We start from the raw sequence: 19,520 nt of genomic DNA, 5'->3' as shown, positions 1-19,520 counted from the left end.
AAGTAGTCGGATTACGGCGCTTTGGCAACGGCGGCGGGTGGCGTCCAGATCACGTCCTTGATGCTCAAGGGTTTCGGGATCAATTTGAGTTGGTAGAAGGTGTCGGCGATTTTCTGCTGGGCGGCGACCACGGCCGGGGTCAGGAACAGCGCGCCGTAGCCCTGGCGTTTCACCGAGGTCAGGGTGATGTCAGCGGGCAGGCCGAGCAGCGGTGCGACTTGATCGGTGACTTCCTGCGGGTTGGCCTTGGACCATTCGCCCACGGCGCGCACTTCTTCGATCAGGGCCTTGACCACTTCCGGGTGTTTTTCCGCGTAGGGCTTGGTGGCCAGGTAGAACTGATGGTTGTCAGCGATGCCGGTGCCATCACGCAGGGTGCGCGCTTGCAGTTGCTTCTCGGCGGCGGCCTGGTACGGGTCCCAGATCACCCAGGCGTCCACGCTGCCACGTTCGAACGCGGCGCGGGCATCGGCGGGCGGCAGGAAGACGGTCTGCACGTCGGTGTATTTGAGGCCGGCATCTTCCAGCGCACGTACCAGCAGGTAGTGCACGTTGGAGCCTTTGTTGAGCACGATTTTCTTGCCCTTGAGCTCGGCCACCGATTTGATCGGCGAGTCTTTCGGCACCAGGATCGCTTCGCTGGTCGGCGCAGGCGGCTCGTAGGCGACGTAGAGCAGATCGGCGCCAGCCGCCTGGGCAAACACCGGTGGGGTTTCGCCGGTGACGCCAAAGTCGATGGAGCCGACGTTGAGGCCTTCGAGCAATTGCGGGCCGCCTGGGAACTCGGTCCATTGCACGTTCACGCCCTGCGCAGCGAGGCGCTTCTCCAGCGTGCCCTTGGCCTTGAGCAGCACCAGCGTGCCGTATTTCTGGTAACCGATCCGCAGGGTTTCGGCGGCTTGGGCTTGAACAATGGCGCCGAAGGACACAGCCGCAGCAAACAGTGCGACCAGACCACGACGCAAGATGACAGTGCGCATGGCGCTCTCTCCAAATTATGCGTTTAGGGGGTTGGCTGCACCTGCTTGGCCGTTGGCGGCTGAGTAAGGTGAGTACTTCCAGGTTTCGATGTGGCTTAAATGCTCCAGCGAGCACTCAACAAACGTTCATTCAACACATGGGGGTCCAGCGGTTTCGGGCGGCGGGCCATGGCGCCGTAAAGCGTTTCCAGGGCCTCGTGCAAACGGTGTTCGAGCACCGGCACCAACTGCGCCTGGGCGCTGCCTTCGGCGTAGGCGATCTGGCTGTCTTCGGCAAAGATGCCGTGGAGCAATTCCTGGGCCTTGAGCGCCGACAGCACCGGCTTCAAGGCGTAGTCCACCGCGAGCATGTGGGCGATGCTGCCGCCGGTGGCCATTGGCAAGACGATCTTGTGGGCCAGGGCGCGCTCGGGCAGCAGGTCGAGTACGGTCTTCAATGCGCCGGAGAACGACGCCTTGTACACCGGCGTGGCGATCACCAGGCCATCGGCGTTGGCGACTTGCTGCAACAGGTCGATGACCTTGGGGCTGTCGAAGCGGGCGTGCAGCAAGTCTTCAGCCGGGAAGTCCCGTATCTGGTAACTCACCACTTCCACGCCTTTGTCTTGTAGCCACTGACGGGTTTTTTCCAGCAAGACCCCGGAGCGGGAACGCTGGCTGGGACTGCCTCCAAGTGTTACGACCAACATGCAGGAATTCCTTGAGCAAGTGCCGGCGGTTCGCTGTGTGGCGATGGCGCCAAGATGGGACAGACCATATCAGCAGATTTATATATCTTTAAATCTTATTTTTTCATGTGTTTATTCTTTAAATGCATATGGGCTTTATGAAACGCCGGGCGAAAAAAAAGGCCGTGAAAACGGCCTGAAAACCCCTGCATTGTGAGACGGGTGCTGCTTGATGGATGGGGTGTCTGTGATGGCGCTATCGCAGGCAAGCCAGCTCCCACAGGTGACCGCATTCCCCTGTGGGAGCGGGCTTGCCCGCGATGGCGATATCAGCATCAACGATTAGGCTGAGGGGTCAGGCGCAGGTACGGCTTCACCGCACGATACCCCTTCGGAAAGCGCTTCTTGATCTCGTCCTCATCCTTGAGCGACGGCACGATCACCACTTCATCACCATCCTGCCAGTTGGCCGGCGTGGCAACTTTGTAGTTGTCGGTCAGCTGCAGCGAGTCGATGACCCGCAGGATTTCATGGAAGTTACGCCCAGTACTCGCCGGGTAGGTGATGGTCAGGCGAATCTTCTTGTTCGGATCGATCACGAACAGCGAGCGCACGGTGAGGGTGTCACTGGCGTTCGGGTGGATCAGGTCGTAGAGGTCCGACACTTTGCGATCGGCATCGGCCAGGATCGGGAAGTTGACGACGGTGTTCTGGGTTTCGTTGATGTCTTCGATCCACTTGTGGTGCGAATCTACCGGGTCGACGGACAGGGCGATGGCCTTGACGCCGCGCTTGGCGAACTCGTCCTTGAGCTTGGCGGTGAAGCCCAGCTCAGTGGTGCACACCGGAGTGAAATCCGCCGGATGGGAAAACAGCACGCCCCAGCTATCGCCCAGCCATTCGTGGAAACGAATCTTGCCGGCGCTGGAATCCTGTTCAAAGTCGGGGGCGATGTCGCCCAGTCTTAGGCTCATGGTGTGGCTCCTGGTGAGTGCTTATGGAGCCTACTGTGCATGGGTTGCAGATTATTTAAAAAGAATAAATATCGATTTATCTAGACGATAAAGGAATATTAAAAATCTGTTCATTGGACGCCACAACGGACGAGGAGCACCATCCGCTTCAAGGTTCGAGAAGGCCTTGAGACGCTGTACAAAGAGGGGTTCAGGAAGGGCTTGCGGGGGTTTAGCCCGACTTGAAATGCAAGACACCTTGCCCGGCATCGCGCCGGGCAAGGTTTAACAACAGTCTTACAGGATCGGCAGGGTGTAGCTGACGATCAGACGGTTTTCGTCCTGGTTACGCTGGTTAGCCACTTCGGAACGCAGCGAAGCGTTTTTCCAGGCAACGCCCAGGCCTTTGAAAGTGCCTTCCGGGACTACGTAGCCCAGGTTGAAGTCACGCTCCCACTCGCTTTTCTCGCCAGTGGCAGCAGCGATGTTGTCGCCCTTGAGGTACATGACGGAAGTGGTCAGACCTGGCAAGCCGATAGCTGCGAAGTCGTAGGCGTACTGGGCCAACCAGGTGCGCTCGCCGGCGCGTTGGAACTTGCCGATCTGCACGTCGGTGATCAGGTACGAAGAAGCACCGTCACCCTGGTTGAGGAACGGGAAGTCGCTCGTGCCGTTTACGCGCTGGTAGCCGGCGCTGATCGCGTGGCCTTGCAGGGCGTAGGTGAACTTGGCGCTCCAGGTGCGGTTGTCTACTTCGTTGTTGTTCTGATAGCCAGAAGCCTTGTAGCCCGCAATGCGGCCTTCTTGGGTAGCGTTCTTGCCGTCAGAGTCACTGTTGAAGTAACGCAGGTCGGTCTTGATCACGCCCACTGGCAATGCCCAGTTGTGAGTCAGGCCCAGGAAGTGCTGCTTGTAGAAGTCGGACAGGTTGCCGTAGTAGTACTGGGCAGTCAGGTCCTTGGTGATCTTGTAGTCACCACCGGCGTAGTAGAACTCGTTGCTGCGGGCGTTGGCGGTAGCGGTGCGGGTAGCGCCGTTGGAGCCAGCGATGGTCAGCGAGTCGTTGTTCGACGAGTTACGGCCTTTGGCGTGTTCCAACTTACCGCCAACCAGGGTCAGGTTGTCGATGTCGTTGGAGGTGATCTGGCCACCTTCAAAGGTTTGTGGCAGCAGACGACCGTCGTTGGAGGTCACAACCGGCAGTTTTGGCTGCAGGGTGCCCAGCTTCAATTCAGTCTTGGAGATCTTGACCTTGCCGGTCAGGCCGATGCTGCCGAAATCATTCACCGCACGACCGTCGCTGTCGCTTGGGAACACAATACCGCCCTTGTTGGCGCTATTGTTGTTGTAGGCAGTGCCTTTACCGGAGTCCAGACGCACGCCGTACAGGCCAATGGCGTCAACACCAAAACCAACGGTGCCTTGGGTGTAGCCGGAAGCGAAGTTGAAGATGAAGCCTTGGCCCCACTCTTCTTGCTTGTTCGGCTTGGCGGTGCCGTCACGGTTGTCTTGGTTGATGTAGAAGTTGCGCGCAGTCACGCTCGCCTTGCTGTCTTCGATGAAACCGGCAGCGCCTGCTTGCTGGGCGATTGCGCCCAAAGCTACAGCCAAAGCCAAGGTGGACTTATTCATGTACCGCTCCTCTCATTTCTAATTTTTGTATTTCTTTGGTCTCGGGTCTGACGCCCTCGATCCACAGATGCGCGATTAGCACCGGATAGTGACTGACAAGTCAATCGTAACCTTGTGTGTCTACTACCTTCGTCTAACAGCAGTTAGATTTGGTCCCTGCAGGGTAATGAGTTTTTCATACACCCAAAAAGAATTGTTTCATCCTTTTTCATACGATTTGGGAATAAGCCTTTGCATGGCACGGATGGGTCAGGGTAGACGCCCCACTCCGTAAGCTAATTCCTAAAGGGTATTTGTTCGCGCTTTTTTAGATCGCCTAGTGTGGCCGTAGGGTTTCATACGTCACCCACGTTCGAAAAGGCGACGCCATCATGGCCAAACGCGCATCCTCCCGTCAATTTGTTACAGTTTTTGTATCGCTTATATTTTATTTTGCGGTTTCAGCTACCGAGACGGCGAGTTGTAACCGCTGGACGCAATCTACCCGTCGTCGCGTTTAACTTATCGGCGCAGATCAATACTTCTGAAGCAGGGGTGGTGTGTAACGGCAGCCACATTGACGCACCCCGGATGCCGAGGCGCAGCAAACCGATGCCTGTTTTAAAGGCTGCACGGCGAAGGCGATTGGGATGTGATGAAGTTCAAATGTGGGAGCTGGCTTGCCTGCGATGCTGACAACTCGGTCTTTCAGCAAAACCGAGGTGATGCCATCGCAGGCAAGCCAGCTCCCACAGAAGCCAGGCCCGGGCTTGCTCAGAGGGCCTTTTCGAAGATCTTCGAATTACGCTGGTAGTTGTACAACGACGCCCGCGCCGACGGCAGGCGGTCTACGCTGCTCGGCACAAAACCACGCTCACGGAACCAGTGCGCAGTGCGCGTCGTCAGCACGAACAAAGTCTTCAAGCCTTGCGCCCGTGCACGGGTCTCGATGCGCTCCAGCAATACATCGCCGCGTGCGCCGTGACGGTATTCCGGGTTCACCGCCAGGCATGCCAGCTCGCCAGCGTCCGAATCGGCGATCTGATACAGCGCCGCGCAGGCGATGATCATGCCTTCACGCTCGACCACGCTGAACTGCTCGATCTCGCGCTCCAGCACTTCCCGCGAACGGCGCACCAGAATGCCCTGCTCTTCCAGCGGGCTGATCAAATCCAGCAAGCCGCCGACGTCTTCAATCGCCGCTTCACGCACCTGCTCGAATTGCTCCTGGGCCACCAGCGTGCCGCCGCCGTCGCGGGTGAACAATTCAGTGAGCAGCGCGCCATCTTCGGCGTAGCTGACGATATGGCTGCGCCCTACCCCGCCACGGCACGCTTCGGCGGCGGCATCGAGCAGTTCGGCCTGGTAGTTGTTGCCCAGGCGTTGCAGATGCGCCGGCACTTGTTGCGGGCGCAACTCACGCACCAGGCGACCGTTTTCATCGATCAGGCCCTTGTCCGCGCCAAACAGCAGCAGCTTGTCGGCGCCCAGGTCGATGGCGGCGCGGGTGGCGACGTCTTCGCAAGCCAGGTTGAAGATTTCACCGGTGGGCGAATAACCCAGCGGCGACAACAGCACAATGGAGCGCTCGTCCAGCAGGCGGCCGATACCCTTGCGGTCAACCCGGCGCACTTCGCCGGTGTGGTGGTAGTCCACGCCTTCCAGCACGCCTATCGGCCGCGCGGTCACCAGGTTGCCGCTGGCCACGCGCAGGCGCGAGCCCTGCATCGGCGAGGACGCCATGTCCATCGACAAGCGTGCTTCGATGGCGATCCGCAGGTGGCCGACCGCGTCGATCACACACTCCAGCGTCGCCGCATCGGTGATGCGCAGACCTTCGTGGTAAGCCGGGGTCAGGCCACGGGCTTCAAGACGGGTTTCGATCTGCGGGCGCGAACCGTGCACCAGCACCAGCCGCACGCCCAGGCTGTGCAACAGCACCAGGTCGTGGACGATATTGCCGAAGTTGGGATGTTCCACGCCGTCGCCGGGCAACATGACCACAAAAGTGCAGTCGCGGTGGGCGTTGATGTAAGGAGAAGCGTGACGAAGCCAATTAACGTAGTCGGGCATAACACCTGGGCCTGTAATAAAAAGCAGCCGAAAAAGGATCAATCGTGAAAGCGCACAGCGGGCTGATGGTTATCGTCGGAACAGGCTTGGCGACACGCTCACTCTCCTCAATATGTACGAACAGGCAGGGGTTAATTTATGCGGGTTTCAGGCAGTAGTGTTCGATCAGTTCCCGCAATAGACGCACTGTAGGCGTCAAGCGTGACATTTCGAGGTACTCGCCTGGTTGGTGGGCGCAGGCGATATCGCCAGGGCCGAGCACCAGGGTTTCACAACCAAGGCGCTGAAGATAAGGCGCTTCGGTGCCGAACGCTACTGCTTCGGCACGATGACCGGTCAAACGTTCCGCAACCCGCACCAGTTCGGCGTCTTCAGGCTGCTCGAACGGCGGCACTTCGGGGAACAGCGGCGCGTAGTCGATCTGCACCTGATGGCGCTCGGCCAGGGGTTCGAGCTTCTGGCGGATGGCGGCGCGCAACACCTCGGGGTCCATGCCCGGCAGCGGGCGCAGATCGAACTCCAGGGAGCACTGGCCGCAGATGCGGTTAGGGTTGTCGCCACCGTGGATACAGCCGAAGTTCATCGTTGGCTGCGGCACGCTGAATTGCGGGTTGCGGTACTGGCCTTGCCACACCTGGCGCAAGCCGCGCAGTTCGCTGATGGCATCGTGCATGGCTTCCAGGGCGCTGTGGCCCAGGCTCGGGTCCGACGAATGGCCGCTGCGGCCGAGGATGTCGATGCGCTCCATCATCACGCCTTTATGCAGGCGGATCGGCTTGAGGCCGGTGGGCTCGCCGATCACCGCCGCACGGCCTAGCGGGCGCCCCGCTTCGGCCAGCGCGCGGGCGCCGGACATGGAGCTTTCTTCATCGCAGGTGGCGAGGATCAGCAACGGTTGCTTGAACGGCTGATCCAGCAGCGGCAGCACGGCTTCAATCGCCAGCGCGAAAAAGCCCTTCATGTCGCAACTGCCCAATCCTACCCAGCGGCCGTCAACTTCCGTCAGCTTGAGCGGATCGGTCTTCCACAGCGCCGCGTCGTAAGGCACGGTATCGCTATGCCCCGCCAGCACCAGGCCGCCGGGGCCGCTGCCAAAGCTGGCGAGCAGGTTGAACTTGCCGGGGCTGACCTGCTGGATGTCGATGGCGAAACCCAGGTCCCCCAGCCAACTGGCGAGCAAATCGATCACCGGGCGGTTGGTCTGGTCGAGAGACGCTTGGGTGCAACTGACCGACGGCGCGGCAATCAACGCGGCGAACTGCTCTTTCATGATGGGTAATGGCATGCGCGGTCTCTCAACTTCCCGGATGAAGCCCACTATAGAGCCATCTGCACGACACAATAAACCGTTGCGGCGCGTTGCCGGGCTCAGTCCTGTACACTGCACGGCCTTGGCAGCCACTCTTTTTCCCGGCTGCGCTCCCGATCCTGGATTTTCCGGCCATGCAGAAAGAAACCGAAATCAAGCTCCGCGTCAGCCGCGAAACCCTCGCCGCGCTGCGTGAGCACCCGCTACTGAAAAAACGCAACAAAAGTGGCTGGGAACGCCGTGAGTTGATGAACCAGTATTTCGACACCCCCGAGCGCGACCTGGCCCAGGCCAAAGTCGCCCTGCGCCTGCGCAAGGACGGTGACGAGATCATCCAGACCCTCAAGACCCGTGGCCAGAGCGTCGCCGGCTTGTCGGAACGCAACGAGTACAACTGGGACCTGCCCAAAGCCAAGCTGGACGTGAAGAAACTCGACGGCGAATGCTGGCCCGAGCAACTGGCCGAGCTGGACAAAAAGACCCTCAAGCCGATCTTCACCACCGACTTCGTGCGTGAACGCGCCGAAATCGCCTGGGGCCGTGGCAAGGCCAAAGTCGTCATCGAAGCCGCCCTGGACCTGGGCCACGTTGTCGTCGGCAAGCAGAAAGAAGAAATCTGCGAGCTGGAACTGGAACTGCGCGAAGGTGAACCGGCCGCCCTGCTGGAACTGGCTGCCGAACTGGCCGCGACCCTGGCGCTGATGCCGTGTGACATCAGCAAGGCCGAGCGCGGCTACCGCCTGTATGACGCCAGCAGCTACTCCCTGAGCCTGCCGGCGCCGCAGATCCACGCCGAAATGCCGCTGGACGACGCGTTCGCCGCAATCATGTGGCACCTGCTCGGCAGCAGCCAGCGCCTGGCCGAGCAATACCGTTTCAATGGCCACTGGCGCCTGCTGCAAGACTGGGTCGAGAACCTCGGCGAACTGCGCGCCCTGATCGGCAGCCTCGGCCAGGCCGCACCGCGCCAATCCACCAGCGAACTGCGCAGCGCACTGGATGCCCTGCTGGAAGACTGGCGCCCACTGGTACAAGCCGGTGATGACGACGAAGACATCCGCAAAGCCGCACCTGAGCAATTCGTTGAAGAATTGGACGACGTGCGCTGGGGCCTGTTCTCACTGAACACCTCGCGCTGGCTGCTGGCCCGCACCTGGACCGCCGAGCGTAACGTGCGCGGCAACCGCCAGGGCGCAGCGCAAATCACCAACTGGCTGCCGCGCCTGCTGGCCGACGACGCCGTCGCCCTGCAACTGCCGCGCTACCAGCAACAACCGGAAGACCTCGCCGAGCAACTGCCGCGCATCGAACGCATCCAGGCGTGGCTGCACCATGCCCGTCATGTGGTGGACATCCCGGAAATGGACCGTTTGTACGGCGAGCTGAACAAGCTGGCACAACTGGCCAACCAGCCGATCACCGATGAGTCGCTGGATGCGCGCATGCATCAGGCGATTGCGGTGTATCAGAACCGGGCGTGGAAGACTCTGCTGCGTCTGTAAGGACGCTATCGCGGGCAAGCCCGCTCCCACATGGGACTGGGTTCACAGATTTCTATTTGTGAATACAGTCAGTGTGGGAGCGGGCTTGCCCGCGATGAGGCCAGCCCAGTCAGCGCAACACCGGCAAGCTGGTCGTGGACTTGATCTCCGACAACGCCACTATCGAATTGACCTCCTGAATCCCCGGCACCATCGACAACTTCTCAAAGAAAAACCGCTCGTACGCCTCGATATCCGCCGTAACGATGCGCAGCAGAAAATCCACCGCCCCCATCAGCACATAACACTCCAAGACTTCTGGAAACCCGCGAATCGCGTCGGTGAATTCGGTGAAGTTGGAGCGCCCGTGGGCGTTGAGTTTGACCTCGGCGAAGATCTGCGTGTTAAGGCCGATCTTTTTCCGATCCAGCAATGTCACCTGCGCGCGAATCACGCCCTCCTCCTTGAGCCGCTGGATGCGCCGCCAGCACGGCGACTGGGACAGGCCGACCTGTTCGGCAATCTGCGCGCTGGAGAGCGAGGCATCCTCTTGCAGCAAGGCCAGGATGCGACGGTCGTAGGCGTCCAGCTCACTGTGCATATAAATACCTTCTATGGCGCTAATCTTGAATTGAATGATTCGAAATATCGAAATATCGGCTCATCTTAGATAAGAAATCTCCGTTGTCGAATGTAAAAATTTCTCCAGTCGAATCTGGAGAATTCCCATGCACGCCGTCGAAACCAGCCACTCTGTTACCCGCGCCGATGTGTGGGCCGTCAACAGCGCCCACTGCCAGGCGCATTACCAAATCGTCGCCGAAGCGGAACCGGATGTGCTGTGCCGGGTGCTCAACTATTTCGCCCTGCAATTCCTCACACCACAACAGGTGACGGTGAACCGCGAACACGACCTGCTGACGATCGACATCACCCTGGACGGCCTGAGCTGGCACCGTGCCCAGGTGATCGGTGAAAAGATTCGAAACCTGATCAGCGTGTGTTCGCTGGAACTGTGGCCGGCTGATGCCGTGCGGGCTGCGGCGCTGGTGGCGGCGGCTCAGTAAAAATCTGCAATACACCCTGGGAGGCAGATTTGCCGGGGCTGGCTAGCCTCGAATTACGCCCACCACCTCCCAGGAAACCCTTGATGCCTGCTGATCAACGCTTGGAATTGCTGCCGTTGTTGCCGCCCTTGATCGACGCGGGGCTGGTGACTGCCGACATGGCAAAGCGCCTGTCTGCGCTTGCGACCAGCAACACCCTGCATCCCCTGGAAAGCATCGCCGCCCTGGGGCCATCGCTGGAGAGTCTGACCCAGTGGCTGGCCGGCCATGCCGGGCAACCGTATTGGCGTATCGACCCGCTGAAGATCGACGTCGCCGCCGTCGTCCCCTTGATGTCCCACGCCTTCGCCCAACGCCACGCCATTCTTGCCGTGGCGGTGGATGCGCACACCGTCACCATCGCCAGTGCCCAGCCGTTCGTCACCAGTTGGGAAGCGGGGTTGGCCCAGGTCCTCAAGCGCTCGATCAAACGCGTGGTGGCCAATCCCCAGGACATCCAGCGCTGCATCGGCGAGTTTTACCGGCTGGCGAAGTCCGTCAGCGGTGCCGATCAAAAGATGACGGCACCGGGCCCTTTCGAGCTGCTCAACCTCAACGCCAGCGACCAGGAGCCCGACGCCAACGACGCCCATATCGTCAATATCGTCGACTGGCTGTTGCAGTACGCCTTTGCCCAGCGCGCCAGCGATATCCATATAGAACCGGGCCGAGAACAGGGCCGCGTGCGCTTTCGCATCGATGGGCTGCTGCACGACGTCTATCAATTTCCGCACCAGGTGACGGTGGCGGTCGTCAGCCGCCTGAAAAGCCTGGGCCGGATGAACGTGGCGGAGCAACGCAAACCCCAGGACGGTCGGGTCAAGACCAAAAGCCCAACAGGCAGCGAAGTGGAATTACGCCTTTCAACCCTGCCCACCGCGTTTGGCGAAAAACTGGTGATGCGCGTTTTCGACCCGCAGGTGCTGCTCAAGGATTTCGACCAATTGGGCTTATCCGCCGAGGACCAACGGCGCTGGCACACCATGACGCGCCAGGCCCATGGCATCATCCTGGTCACCGGCCCGACCGGTTCCGGCAAGACCAGCACGCTCTACACCACGCTCAAGCAACTGGCGACCCGCGAGGTCAACCTGTGCACGGTGGAAGACCCTATCGAGATGGTCGAACCGGCGTTCAACCAGATGCAGGTCCAGCACAATATCGACCTGACCTTCGCCAGCGGCATCCGCGCACTGCTGCGCCAGGACCCGGACATCATCATGATCGGCGAAATCCGTGATCAGGAAACCGCAGAAATGGCGATCCAGGCGGCGCTGACCGGGCACTTGGTGCTGGCCACCCTGCACACCAACGACGCCCCCAGCGCGGTCGCCCGCCTACAGGAGCTGGGGATTGCTCATTATTTGATCAGGGCTACCCTTATAGGGGTGATGGCGCAACGCTTGGTGCGACTGTTGTGCACCCACTGCAAACGAATGCGCGAAGACGCCCATGAGGCCGTTGGCTGCGGGGAATGTCGAAACAGCGGTTACCGGGGCCGTGCCGGCGTCTATGAAATCATGGTGCTGGACGAAAGCCTCAAGGCGTTGATCACCCCCGGCACCGACGTGCAGGCCCTGCGCCAGAGCGCGATAGCCCAAGGCATGTGCAGCCTGCGCATGGCCGCCACGGAAAAGGCCAGCGCCGGCCTGACAACCCTGGCCGAAGTGCTGCGGGTCACGCCCGGGGATTCAGAAACACATCCTTTGTATTGTTGCGGCGTGAAACCGTTCTTATCAGTGGCAACACCGTTACACTCCGCTCACTGACAACATCGGATAGGGAATCGCTATGCAGATCGGAACCGTACTGCTTATTTTCGTGGGCTTGGCCGTGGCCTTGCTCATCATGGGCTTCAAGGTGGTGCCCCAGGGCTACCAATGGACGGTCGAGCGTTTCGGCCGCTACACCAACACCCTCAAGCCCGGCCTGAACATCATCATTCCGGTCATGGACCGCATCGGTCGCAAGATCAACGTGATGGAAAGCGTGCTGGATATCCCGCCACAGGAAGTCATCACCGCCGACAACGCTACCGTGCAGATCGACGCCGTGTGCTTCTTCCAGGTGGTCAATACCGCCCAGGCTGCCTACGAGGTCAACAACCTCGAACACGCCATTCGCAACCTGCTGCAAACCAACATCCGTACCGTGCTCGGCTCCATGGAGCTGGATGCGATGCTCAGCCAGCGTGACGGTATCAACGAGAAACTGCTGCGTACCGTCGATGAAGCTACCGCGCCATGGGGCATCAAGATCACCCGGATCGAGATCAAGGACATCAGCCCGCCAGCGGACCTGATGGCCGCCATGTCCGGCCAGATGAAGGCCGAGCGGATCAAGCGTGCACAGATCCTTGAAGCCGAAGGCCTGCGGGCGTCGGCGATCCTGACAGCCGAAGGCAAGAAGCAGGCGCAGATCCTCGAGGCCGAAGGTAGCCGCCAGGCAGCGTTCCTCGAGTCCGAAGCCCGTGAGCGTCAGGCCGAAGCCGAAGCGCGCGCGACACAAGTGGTGTCGGAAGCGATCGCCTCGGGCAACGTGCAGGCGGTCAACTATTTCGTCGCGCAAAAATACATCGACGCCCTCGGCAAACTGGCCTCGGCCAACAACAGCAAGGTGATCCTGATGCCGCTGGAAGCCAGCCAGGTGATCGGCGCGGTCGGCGGTATCGGCGAGATCGTCAAGGCGACCTTCGACAGCAAGAAAGGCTGAGGCGACCACCATGTGGGATTTCCTGCAGCATCTGTCGTTTTGGGATTGGCTGGCGCTGGGCACGGTGCTGCTGATTCTTGAGGTCTTCGGTGCCGGCGGTTACCTGTTGTGGATGGGTATCGCCGCGGCTGCCGTGGGTGTGATCAAGTTTCTGGTGCCGTCCCTGGGGCTGGAATGGCAACTGCTGCTGTTTGCGGTGCTGTCGTTACTGACAGCAGTGGCCTGGTGGAAACGCCTGCGCAGCAGCGCCAAGCCCAGCGACCAGCCCGGGCTGAATGAACGGGGGTCGGAGCTGGTTGGGCGCATCTTCGTGGTGCATCAGCCGATTATCGATGGCCGGGGCAAGGTCAAAGTCGGCGATGGTGTGTGGATGGTGACCGGTCCTGACAGCCCTGCGGGCGCTCAAGTCCGGGTGATTGGCCAGGACGGGGTGATTTTGAAGGTTGAAACTGTTTAGTCACTGATGGAACTCGGGAGGCCTGACTACAATCATAAAGTACAGATAACCACCCGGAGTCACCCATCATGCGTCTCAAATATGCTGTCGCAACCCTCGCTGTGCTTTCCCTCCCTGTCGGTTCAGCCATGGCCGACAGTTTCTGGCGCAATGTCATCTCGTCGGGCGCCACTACCGGCTCGACGTACCTGACCTTCAAGGACCACAAGCTGGTGGTCGCTGCGCAAGATGACGCGGGCAGCTTTGTTGCCAGCGACGGCGGCATCCGCGGTCCGTACCTGGAGGCCGCAATGCAGAAAGTCCGCGCCGACAACCCTGGCCTGCAGGCCACGGACATGGAGTTGGCCAACGCCATCCTGGCGAAAAACGCCGTCACCGAGTAACCCTCGGCCCATAAAAAATGCCGCTCTTAAGCGGCATTTTTGTATTCGTTCCTACAGCCATCAGTGCTGATAACTACACATACGTTCTGCTTTTCCCCAATTGATCGAGATAGGTCCTGTCGTGAAAGGCGTGGGCCAGCTCACAAGCTATGGATTCCTTTTATACAAAGCGAATCACCGCCCATGCACAAGCTTGTCTACGCGATACTTCTCGTTGCATTCACAACCCCCCACGCTCAAGCAGAAAGCTGGTACGGGTCGGCAAAACTCAATAACGCTCGCCAAAACCTCTCTAGTGCGTTGCTGACCAGCCCCCGCGTCACCGAGCGAGTGCAAGCCCCCGATACCACCAAGTCACTCGTCGCCTCGTTTGCAGTGGGTTATGCCTTTACCGATGGCTGGCGCGTGGAAGGGGAATACACGATGCCAAACAGCTCTGCGTTCAAATCCTACTGGGCGCCCTTCAATGCCAACGTCAACAACCTGCAGGTCAACAGCCAGCGCTTGATGCTCAATGGCTACAAAGACATCCCGATCAACCATTGGCTGTCGTTTTACGGTATGGCTGGGATGGGGGTTGCACGGGTTGAAGCCGAGGGCTACCAAACCGTTGATACCCGCCGTTTCGCCAATAACCGCCAGCATAATTTCGCCTACAGTGTGGGCATGGGCCTGGAAGCCAAGGCCACCGAACAACTCACCCTGGGCGCCGGATACCGATACGTCGCCATGGGCGATGTAGAAACCGGCTACAACACCTTCGCCAACCGAATAAATGCCCGGGACGAACAGCTCAAAGGCAAACTCAAGGAGCAAAATGTGTTTCTGGAGGCGCGTCTGTCTTTCTGATTTGCCACAAGGAATGCCGCTCATAAAGCGGCATTTTCGCCGTCATCATGACGATTCATTCACGGGCGACAGGCTATATTCAGTCGAGCCGTGCAACCATGCCGGTTCTGATAAGCCTTTTCTCATCGCCAATCTGAAACGGATGCCTTCGTCGTCATGAGCCAACAGCCCTTCCTGCCGTTTTCCAAACCCACCATCGACGAAGCCACTATCTCGGCAGTCGGCGATGTACTGCGCTCGGGCTGGATCACCAGCGGGCCAAAAGTGCAGGCATTCGAAGCCCAGCTGTCGGAATATTTCGGCGGCCGGCCGGTGCGCACGTTCAACTCGGGCACCTGCACCATGGAGATTGCCCTGCGCATCGCCGGGGTCGGCCCGGGTGATGAAGTCATCACCACGCCGATATCCTGGGTCGCCACGGCCAACGTAATCCTGGAAGTGGGTGCTACGCCGGTGTTCGCCGATATCGACCCGGTTACCCGCAATATCGACCTGGCCCAAGTCGAAGCCGCGATCACCCCGCGCACCAAGGCGATCATCCCGGTTTACCTGGCTGGTTTGCCGCTGGATATGCCGATGCTTTACGCGCTGGCCCACAAGTACAACCTGCGCATCATCGAAGACGCCGCCCAGGCCTTGGGTTCCAGCTGGGATGGCGAACGCATCGGCGCCACCGGGGACTTCGTGTCGTTCAGCTTCCAGGCGAACAAGAACATCACCTCTTCCGAGGGCGGCTGCTTGGTGCTGAACAATGCCGAAGAAGCGCGCCTCGCGGAGAAGTACCGCCTGCAAGGCGTAACCCGCACCGGCTTCGACGGCCTGGATGTGGATGTGTTGGGCGGCAAGTTCAACATGACCGATATCGCGGCGGCCATCGGCCTGGGGCAGTTTGCCCATATCGAGAAGATCACCGCCCATCGCCAGAACCTGGCGCGGCACTATTTCAAATGCTTCGGCAGCGACTTTGAAGAGACATACGGCGCGCAACTGCCACCGGCGGATTTCGAAAACAGCAACTGGCACCTGTTCCAACTGGTGCTGCCGGAACGTCAGGACGGCCTGCCGGCGCGGGCCACGTTCATGGAGCAGATGCAGGCCCACGGCGTTGGCATTGGCTATCACTACCCGCCGATCCACCTGCTCAGCCTTTATCGGGCACAGGGATTCAACGAAGGCATGTTCCCGGTGGCGGAAAAGGTTGGGCGCTTGATCGTGTCGTTGCCGATGTTTACGGCGATGACAGAGGCGGATGTGGAGCGGTCGGTGGCGGCAGTGAAAGCCGTATTGAAAGCGAGCTGAAAAACCTGGCTCACCCCAATCAAATGTGGGAGCTGGCTTGCCTGCGATAGCATCACCATGGTGTGACTGAACCACCGAGGTGTCTGCATCGCAGCGATGCGGCGACCCGACAAGCCAGCTCCCACACTGATTTGTATTGTTGCAACTCTTTGCGTTTACTCGCCGATAGCGGCTTTGTAGCCAGCAGCATCCAGCAGTTTATCCAGGTCAGCCGGGTTGCTTGGCTTGAGCTTGAAGATCCAGGCGCCATACGGGTCGGAGTTCAACAGCTCAGGCTCGCCGCTCAGGGCCTCGTTCACCGCAATCACTTCGCCAGCAATTGGCGAGTAGATATCCGAAGCGGCTTTCACCGACTCAACCACACCCGCCTGATCAGCTGCGGCAAACACGTTGCCCACTTCGGTCAACTCGACAAACACCACATCACCCAACGCTTCCTGGGCATGGTCGGAGATACCGACGGTCACGGTGCCGTCAGCTTCCAGTCGGGCCCATTCGTGACTTTCGGCAAAACGCAGGTCGGCAGGGATATCGCTCATAGTCTGTGTCCTCAAGAAGTAATGTCAGCGGCCTTCGGCCTGCCGGAAATAGGTTAGATCAAGGTTTTGCCATGGCGCACGAAGGTCGGCTTGACCACTCGAACCGGATACCACTTGCCGCGGATTTCCACTTCGGCCCGATCGGCCGTCGCCGTCGGTACTCGCGCCAAGGCAATGGATTTGCTCAACGTAGGAGAGAAACTACCACTGGTGATCTCTCCTTCGCCAACATTGGCGATACGAACCACCTGGTGAGCGCGTAAAACCCCGCGTTCTTCCAGCACCAGCCCGACCAATTTGAACTGCACACCGGCCGCCAATTCGGTTTCCAGCGCGGCGCGGCCGATGAAATTGCGCCCGGCAGGCTCCCAGGCAATGCTCCAGGCCATGTTGGCGGCGAGCGGGGAAACGTCCTGGTGGATGTCCTGGCCGTACAGGTTCATACCGGCTTCAAGGCGCAGGGTATCGCGGGCACCGAGGCCGATGGGGGAAATGCCGGCGCCCACCAGGTCGTTGAAAAAACCCGGGGCCTGATCGGCAGGCAACACAATCTCCAGGCCGTCTTCGCCGGTATAACCGGTGCGGGCGATAAACCAATCGCCATCGGCCAGGCCTTCGAAAGGCTTGAGTTGGTGAATCAGGGCGCTGCGGGACTGGGTGACCAGCTCGGCGATCTTCTGCCGGGCGTGGGGGCCTTGAATGGCGAGCATGGCCAACTCAGGCCGCTCATGCAGTTGCACGTGGAAGCTGCCCAGTTGCGCCTGCATCCAGGCCATATCCTGGTCGCGGGTGGCGGCGTTGACCACCAGCCGGTAACCCGCGTCGGTACGGTAGACGATCATGTCGTCCACCACGCCGCCCTTGTCGTTGAGCATGGCGCTGTACAACGCACGGCCGCAGCCATGCAGGCGCTCGACATCATTGGCCAGCAGGTGCTGGAGCCATTCCTTGGCCTGGGGACCGGTGACATCGATTACGGTCATATGAGATACATCGAACACCCCGCAGTCGCGTCGCACCTGATGGTGTTCTTCAACTTGCGAGCCGTAGTGCAGAGGCATATCCCAACCGCCAAAATCGACCATTTTCGCGCCGAGGGCGAGATGCAGGTCATACAGAGGCGTACGCTGTCCCATGGGTTTCTCCTTCCGGGCTTGGCGAAGGTGCGCAGCGTTGCCATGCGCGCTGAATGCCCCGTTTTACAAGGCCTGTAGCGACATACAGCAACCCAACCAGAAAGGCGGAGCGCACCGAATGCCGCGCATTGTAGCCGCAAGCCGTGGGCCTGGCACCTAAGCGATTTGTCGAGCAGAGCGCCGAATCAAGCCGATCACCGGCAGCAGGCCGACCAACACCAGCGTCAGCGCCGGCAATGACGCCCGCGCCCACTCGCCCTCACTGGTCATTTCAAAGATCCGCACCGCCAGGGTGTCCCAGCCAAACGGGCGCATCAGCAAGGTCGCGGGCATTTCCTTGAGCACGTCGACGAACACCAGCAACGCCGCGCTCAGCGTCCCTGGCAGCAATAACGGCAGATACACTTTGCAAAACAGTCGCGGCCCACTCACCCCAAGGCTGCGGGCAGCCTCCGGCAACGACGGGCGGATGCGCGCCAGGCTGTTTTCCAGTGGTCCATAGGCCACCGCCAAAAAGCGCACCAGATACGCCAGCACCAGCGCCGACAGGCTGCCCAGCAGCAATGGCTTGCCCGCACCGCCCAACCAGCCGGACAGCGGCACCACCAGTTCGCGGTCCAGGTAGCTGAACGCCAACATGATCGACACCGCCAGCACCGAACCCGGCAAAGCGTAGCCGACGTTGGCCAGGCTAATGCCGGAGCGGATCGCCCGGGTCGGCGCCAGGCGGTTGGCGAACGCCAGCACCAGCGCCACGCAGACCGTGATCAACGCCGCGATGCCGCCCAGGTAAAGGGTATGGACGATCAGGCCCGAATAGCGCTCATCCAGGTCGAAACGGCCGCGCTGCCAGAACCAGGCGACCAGTTGCAGCATCGGGATGACAAACGCGCAGGCAAACACCAACCCACACCAACTGCTCGCCGCTGCGGCCTTGAACCCGCGCAGGTGGTACAGCGCCTTGCCCCGTGGCCGCTCGTTACTGGGCCGGCTCGCGCCCCTGGCACGGCGCTCGCCGTACAGCACCAGCATCACCACCAGCAGCAACAGGCTGGCCAACTGCGCCGCACTCGACAGGCTGAAAAAGCCGTACCAGGTTTTATAAATGGCGGTGGTGAAGGTGTCGAAGTTAAACACCGAGACCGCGCCGAAATCCGCCAGGGTCTCCATCAGCGCCAACGCCACACCCGCCCCGATCGCCGGACGCGCCATGGGCAGGGCGACGCGCCAGAACGCTTGCCAAGGCGACTGCCCCAACACCCGCGCGGCCTCCATCAGCCCTTTGCCCTGGGCGAGGAACGCGGTGCGCGCCAGCAGGTACACGTAGGGATAGAACACCAGCACCAAGACGATGATCACACCGCTGGTGGACCGCACACGCGGCAGGCGCAGGCCGCTGCCGAACCACTCGCGCAAGAGGGTTTGCACCGGGCCGGCGAAGTCCAGCAGGCCGACAAACACAAAGGCCAGCACATAAGCCGGAATCGCGAAGGGCAGCATCAGTGCCCAATCCAGCCAGCGCCGCCCGGGGAACTCGCACAGGCTGGTGAGCCACGCCAGGCTGACGCCGAGCACGGTCACACCGACACCAACGCCGAGCACCAGGGTCAGGGTGTTGCCCAGCAGGCGCGGCATCTGGGTTTCCCAGAGGTGGGACCAGATTTGCGCATCGATGCTTTGCCAGGACAGCAACAGCACGCTCAGCGGCAGCAGCACCAGGGCGGCGACGGTGAAGACCGGCAGGTACCAGCGGCGTTGGGCGGGGTGGGCCAAAGTCAGTTCTCAGTGAATGAATATTTTGAAGTCGACGCTAACCAATGTGGGAGCTGGCTTGTGTGGGAGCCGGGCTTGCCCGCGATGCAGACGACTCGGTGTGTCTGAGATACCGAGTTGATGCTATCGCAGGCAAGCCAGCTCCCACACAAGCCAGCTCCCACATTTGAACTGCTGTGTTCTCTGGATTT

The 19,520-nt window shown here is 60.4% G+C and carries 19 protein-coding genes and 1 pseudogene; 10 read left to right on the top strand and 10 right to left on the bottom strand.

The features are described 5' to 3' along the window. Positions 1–11 precede the first annotated feature (11 nt). Entirely contained in the window at positions 12–980 is a 969-nt protein-coding gene (locus J1G37_RS05125) for a sulfonate ABC transporter substrate-binding protein (protein WP_124526828.1), read from the bottom strand. Positions 981–1,075: 95 nt separating this feature from the next. Further along, positions 1,076–1,669 carry an NADPH-dependent FMN reductase gene (gene ssuE, locus J1G37_RS05120; RefSeq protein WP_124526829.1) on the bottom strand — a complete coding sequence of 198 codons (594 nt, stop codon included), beginning with the start codon at positions 1,667–1,669 and terminating at the stop codon, positions 1,076–1,078. On the opposite strand from ssuE, the gene J1G37_RS05115 reads away from it, so the two are divergent. Continuing rightward, complete coding sequence (locus J1G37_RS05115) at positions 1,668–1,865, top strand: hypothetical protein (protein ID WP_207040416.1); 198 nt, start codon at positions 1,668–1,670, stop codon at positions 1,863–1,865. The two genes, ssuE and J1G37_RS05115, sit on opposite strands and share 2 nt — an antisense overlap. 118 nt (positions 1,866–1,983) lie before the next feature. On the opposite strand, the gene J1G37_RS05110 is transcribed toward J1G37_RS05115, so the two are convergent. Both J1G37_RS05110 and J1G37_RS05105 read right to left on the bottom strand, forming a co-directional pair. Beyond that, positions 1,984–2,622, bottom strand: a complete 639-nt coding sequence (locus tag J1G37_RS05110; protein WP_207040415.1) for a peroxiredoxin — start codon at positions 2,620–2,622, stop codon at positions 1,984–1,986. Between the two features lie 276 nt (positions 2,623–2,898). Then, positions 2,899–4,233 (bottom strand): OprD family porin, encoded by a 1,335-nt coding sequence (locus J1G37_RS05105; protein WP_207040414.1) that lies wholly within the window; start codon positions 4,231–4,233, stop codon positions 2,899–2,901. A gap of 371 nt (positions 4,234–4,604) precedes the next feature. Here J1G37_RS05105 and tauA point away from each other — a divergent pair. Continuing rightward, a pseudogene (gene tauA / locus J1G37_RS28940) lies at positions 4,605–4,800 on the top strand (taurine ABC transporter substrate-binding protein); the annotation flags it as partial. 186 nt (positions 4,801–4,986) lie between these two features. Here tauA and argA read toward each other — a convergent pair. After that, the gene (gene argA / locus J1G37_RS05100) at positions 4,987–6,285 is read right to left on the bottom strand and encodes an amino-acid N-acetyltransferase (protein ID WP_026137088.1); all 1,299 of its coding nucleotides are present in this window, start codon (positions 6,283–6,285) and stop codon (positions 4,987–4,989) included. 136 nt (positions 6,286–6,421) lie between these two features. Further along, positions 6,422–7,570 (bottom strand): acetylornithine deacetylase, encoded by a 1,149-nt coding sequence (argE, locus tag J1G37_RS05095; protein WP_207040413.1) that lies wholly within the window; start codon positions 7,568–7,570, stop codon positions 6,422–6,424. 158 nt (positions 7,571–7,728) lie between these two features. Here argE and J1G37_RS05090 point away from each other — a divergent pair, with 158 nt between their 5' ends. Beyond that, positions 7,729–9,096 (top strand): CYTH domain-containing protein, encoded by a 1,368-nt coding sequence (locus J1G37_RS05090; RefSeq protein WP_207040412.1) that lies wholly within the window; start codon positions 7,729–7,731, stop codon positions 9,094–9,096. Positions 9,097–9,205: 109 nt separating this feature from the next. Here J1G37_RS05090 and J1G37_RS05085 read toward each other — a convergent pair whose 3' ends face one another. Next, positions 9,206–9,676: an Lrp/AsnC family transcriptional regulator gene (locus tag J1G37_RS05085; protein WP_017739054.1), complete on the bottom strand. Its 471-nt coding sequence runs from the start codon at positions 9,674–9,676 to the stop codon at positions 9,206–9,208. A gap of 127 nt (positions 9,677–9,803) precedes the next feature. Between J1G37_RS05085 and J1G37_RS05080 the strand changes: the two genes are divergently transcribed. The 7 genes from J1G37_RS05080 to J1G37_RS05050 all read left to right on the top strand — a co-directional run bounded on the left by J1G37_RS05080 (position 9,804) and on the right by J1G37_RS05050 (position 15,881). Continuing rightward, positions 9,804–10,142, top strand: a complete 339-nt coding sequence (locus J1G37_RS05080; RefSeq protein WP_207040411.1) for a hypothetical protein — start codon at positions 9,804–9,806, stop codon at positions 10,140–10,142. Between the two features lie 83 nt (positions 10,143–10,225). Then, positions 10,226–11,950 carry a GspE/PulE family protein gene (locus J1G37_RS05075; protein ID WP_207040410.1) on the top strand — a complete coding sequence of 575 codons (1,725 nt, stop codon included), beginning with the start codon at positions 10,226–10,228 and terminating at the stop codon, positions 11,948–11,950. A gap of 22 nt (positions 11,951–11,972) precedes the next feature. Then, positions 11,973–12,893 carry an SPFH domain-containing protein gene (locus J1G37_RS05070; protein ID WP_017739057.1) on the top strand — a complete coding sequence of 307 codons (921 nt, stop codon included), beginning with the start codon at positions 11,973–11,975 and terminating at the stop codon, positions 12,891–12,893. A gap of 10 nt (positions 12,894–12,903) precedes the next feature. Further along, the gene (locus J1G37_RS05065; RefSeq protein ID WP_207040409.1) at positions 12,904–13,350 is read left to right on the top strand and encodes an NfeD family protein; all 447 of its coding nucleotides are present in this window, start codon (positions 12,904–12,906) and stop codon (positions 13,348–13,350) included. Positions 13,351–13,418: 68 nt separating this feature from the next. Next, a complete protein-coding gene (locus tag J1G37_RS05060) occupies positions 13,419–13,733 on the top strand; it encodes a DUF2388 domain-containing protein (protein WP_003176799.1) in 315 nt (104 codons plus the stop codon). A gap of 183 nt (positions 13,734–13,916) precedes the next feature. Next, complete coding sequence (locus J1G37_RS05055; protein WP_207040408.1) at positions 13,917–14,582, top strand: outer membrane beta-barrel protein; 666 nt, start codon at positions 13,917–13,919, stop codon at positions 14,580–14,582. A 156-nt stretch (positions 14,583–14,738) separates the two neighbouring features. Further along, complete coding sequence (locus J1G37_RS05050; protein WP_207040407.1) at positions 14,739–15,881, top strand: DegT/DnrJ/EryC1/StrS aminotransferase family protein; 1,143 nt, start codon at positions 14,739–14,741, stop codon at positions 15,879–15,881. Positions 15,882–16,036: 155 nt separating this feature from the next. Here the strand turns inward: J1G37_RS05050 and gcvH are convergent, their stop codons facing one another. The 3 genes from gcvH to J1G37_RS05035 form a co-directional block, all read right to left on the bottom strand. Further along, positions 16,037–16,420, bottom strand: a complete 384-nt coding sequence (gcvH, locus tag J1G37_RS05045) for a glycine cleavage system protein GcvH (protein ID WP_124526840.1) — start codon at positions 16,418–16,420, stop codon at positions 16,037–16,039. Between the two features lie 53 nt (positions 16,421–16,473). Next, the gene (gene gcvT, locus J1G37_RS05040; protein WP_207040406.1) at positions 16,474–17,556 is read right to left on the bottom strand and encodes a glycine cleavage system aminomethyltransferase GcvT; all 1,083 of its coding nucleotides are present in this window, start codon (positions 17,554–17,556) and stop codon (positions 16,474–16,476) included. A 156-nt stretch (positions 17,557–17,712) separates the two neighbouring features. Continuing rightward, entirely contained in the window at positions 17,713–19,329 is a 1,617-nt protein-coding gene (locus tag J1G37_RS05035) for an iron ABC transporter permease (protein ID WP_207040405.1), read from the bottom strand. Between the last annotated feature and the right edge of the window lie 191 nt (positions 19,330–19,520).

The sequence above is a fragment of the Pseudomonas sp. Marseille-Q1929 genome, assembly GCF_017316265.1.
In the GTDB taxonomy this organism is placed as follows: Bacteria; Pseudomonadota; Gammaproteobacteria; order Pseudomonadales; family Pseudomonadaceae; genus Aquipseudomonas.
This window is presented reverse-complemented; position numbering and strand designations above follow the sequence as displayed.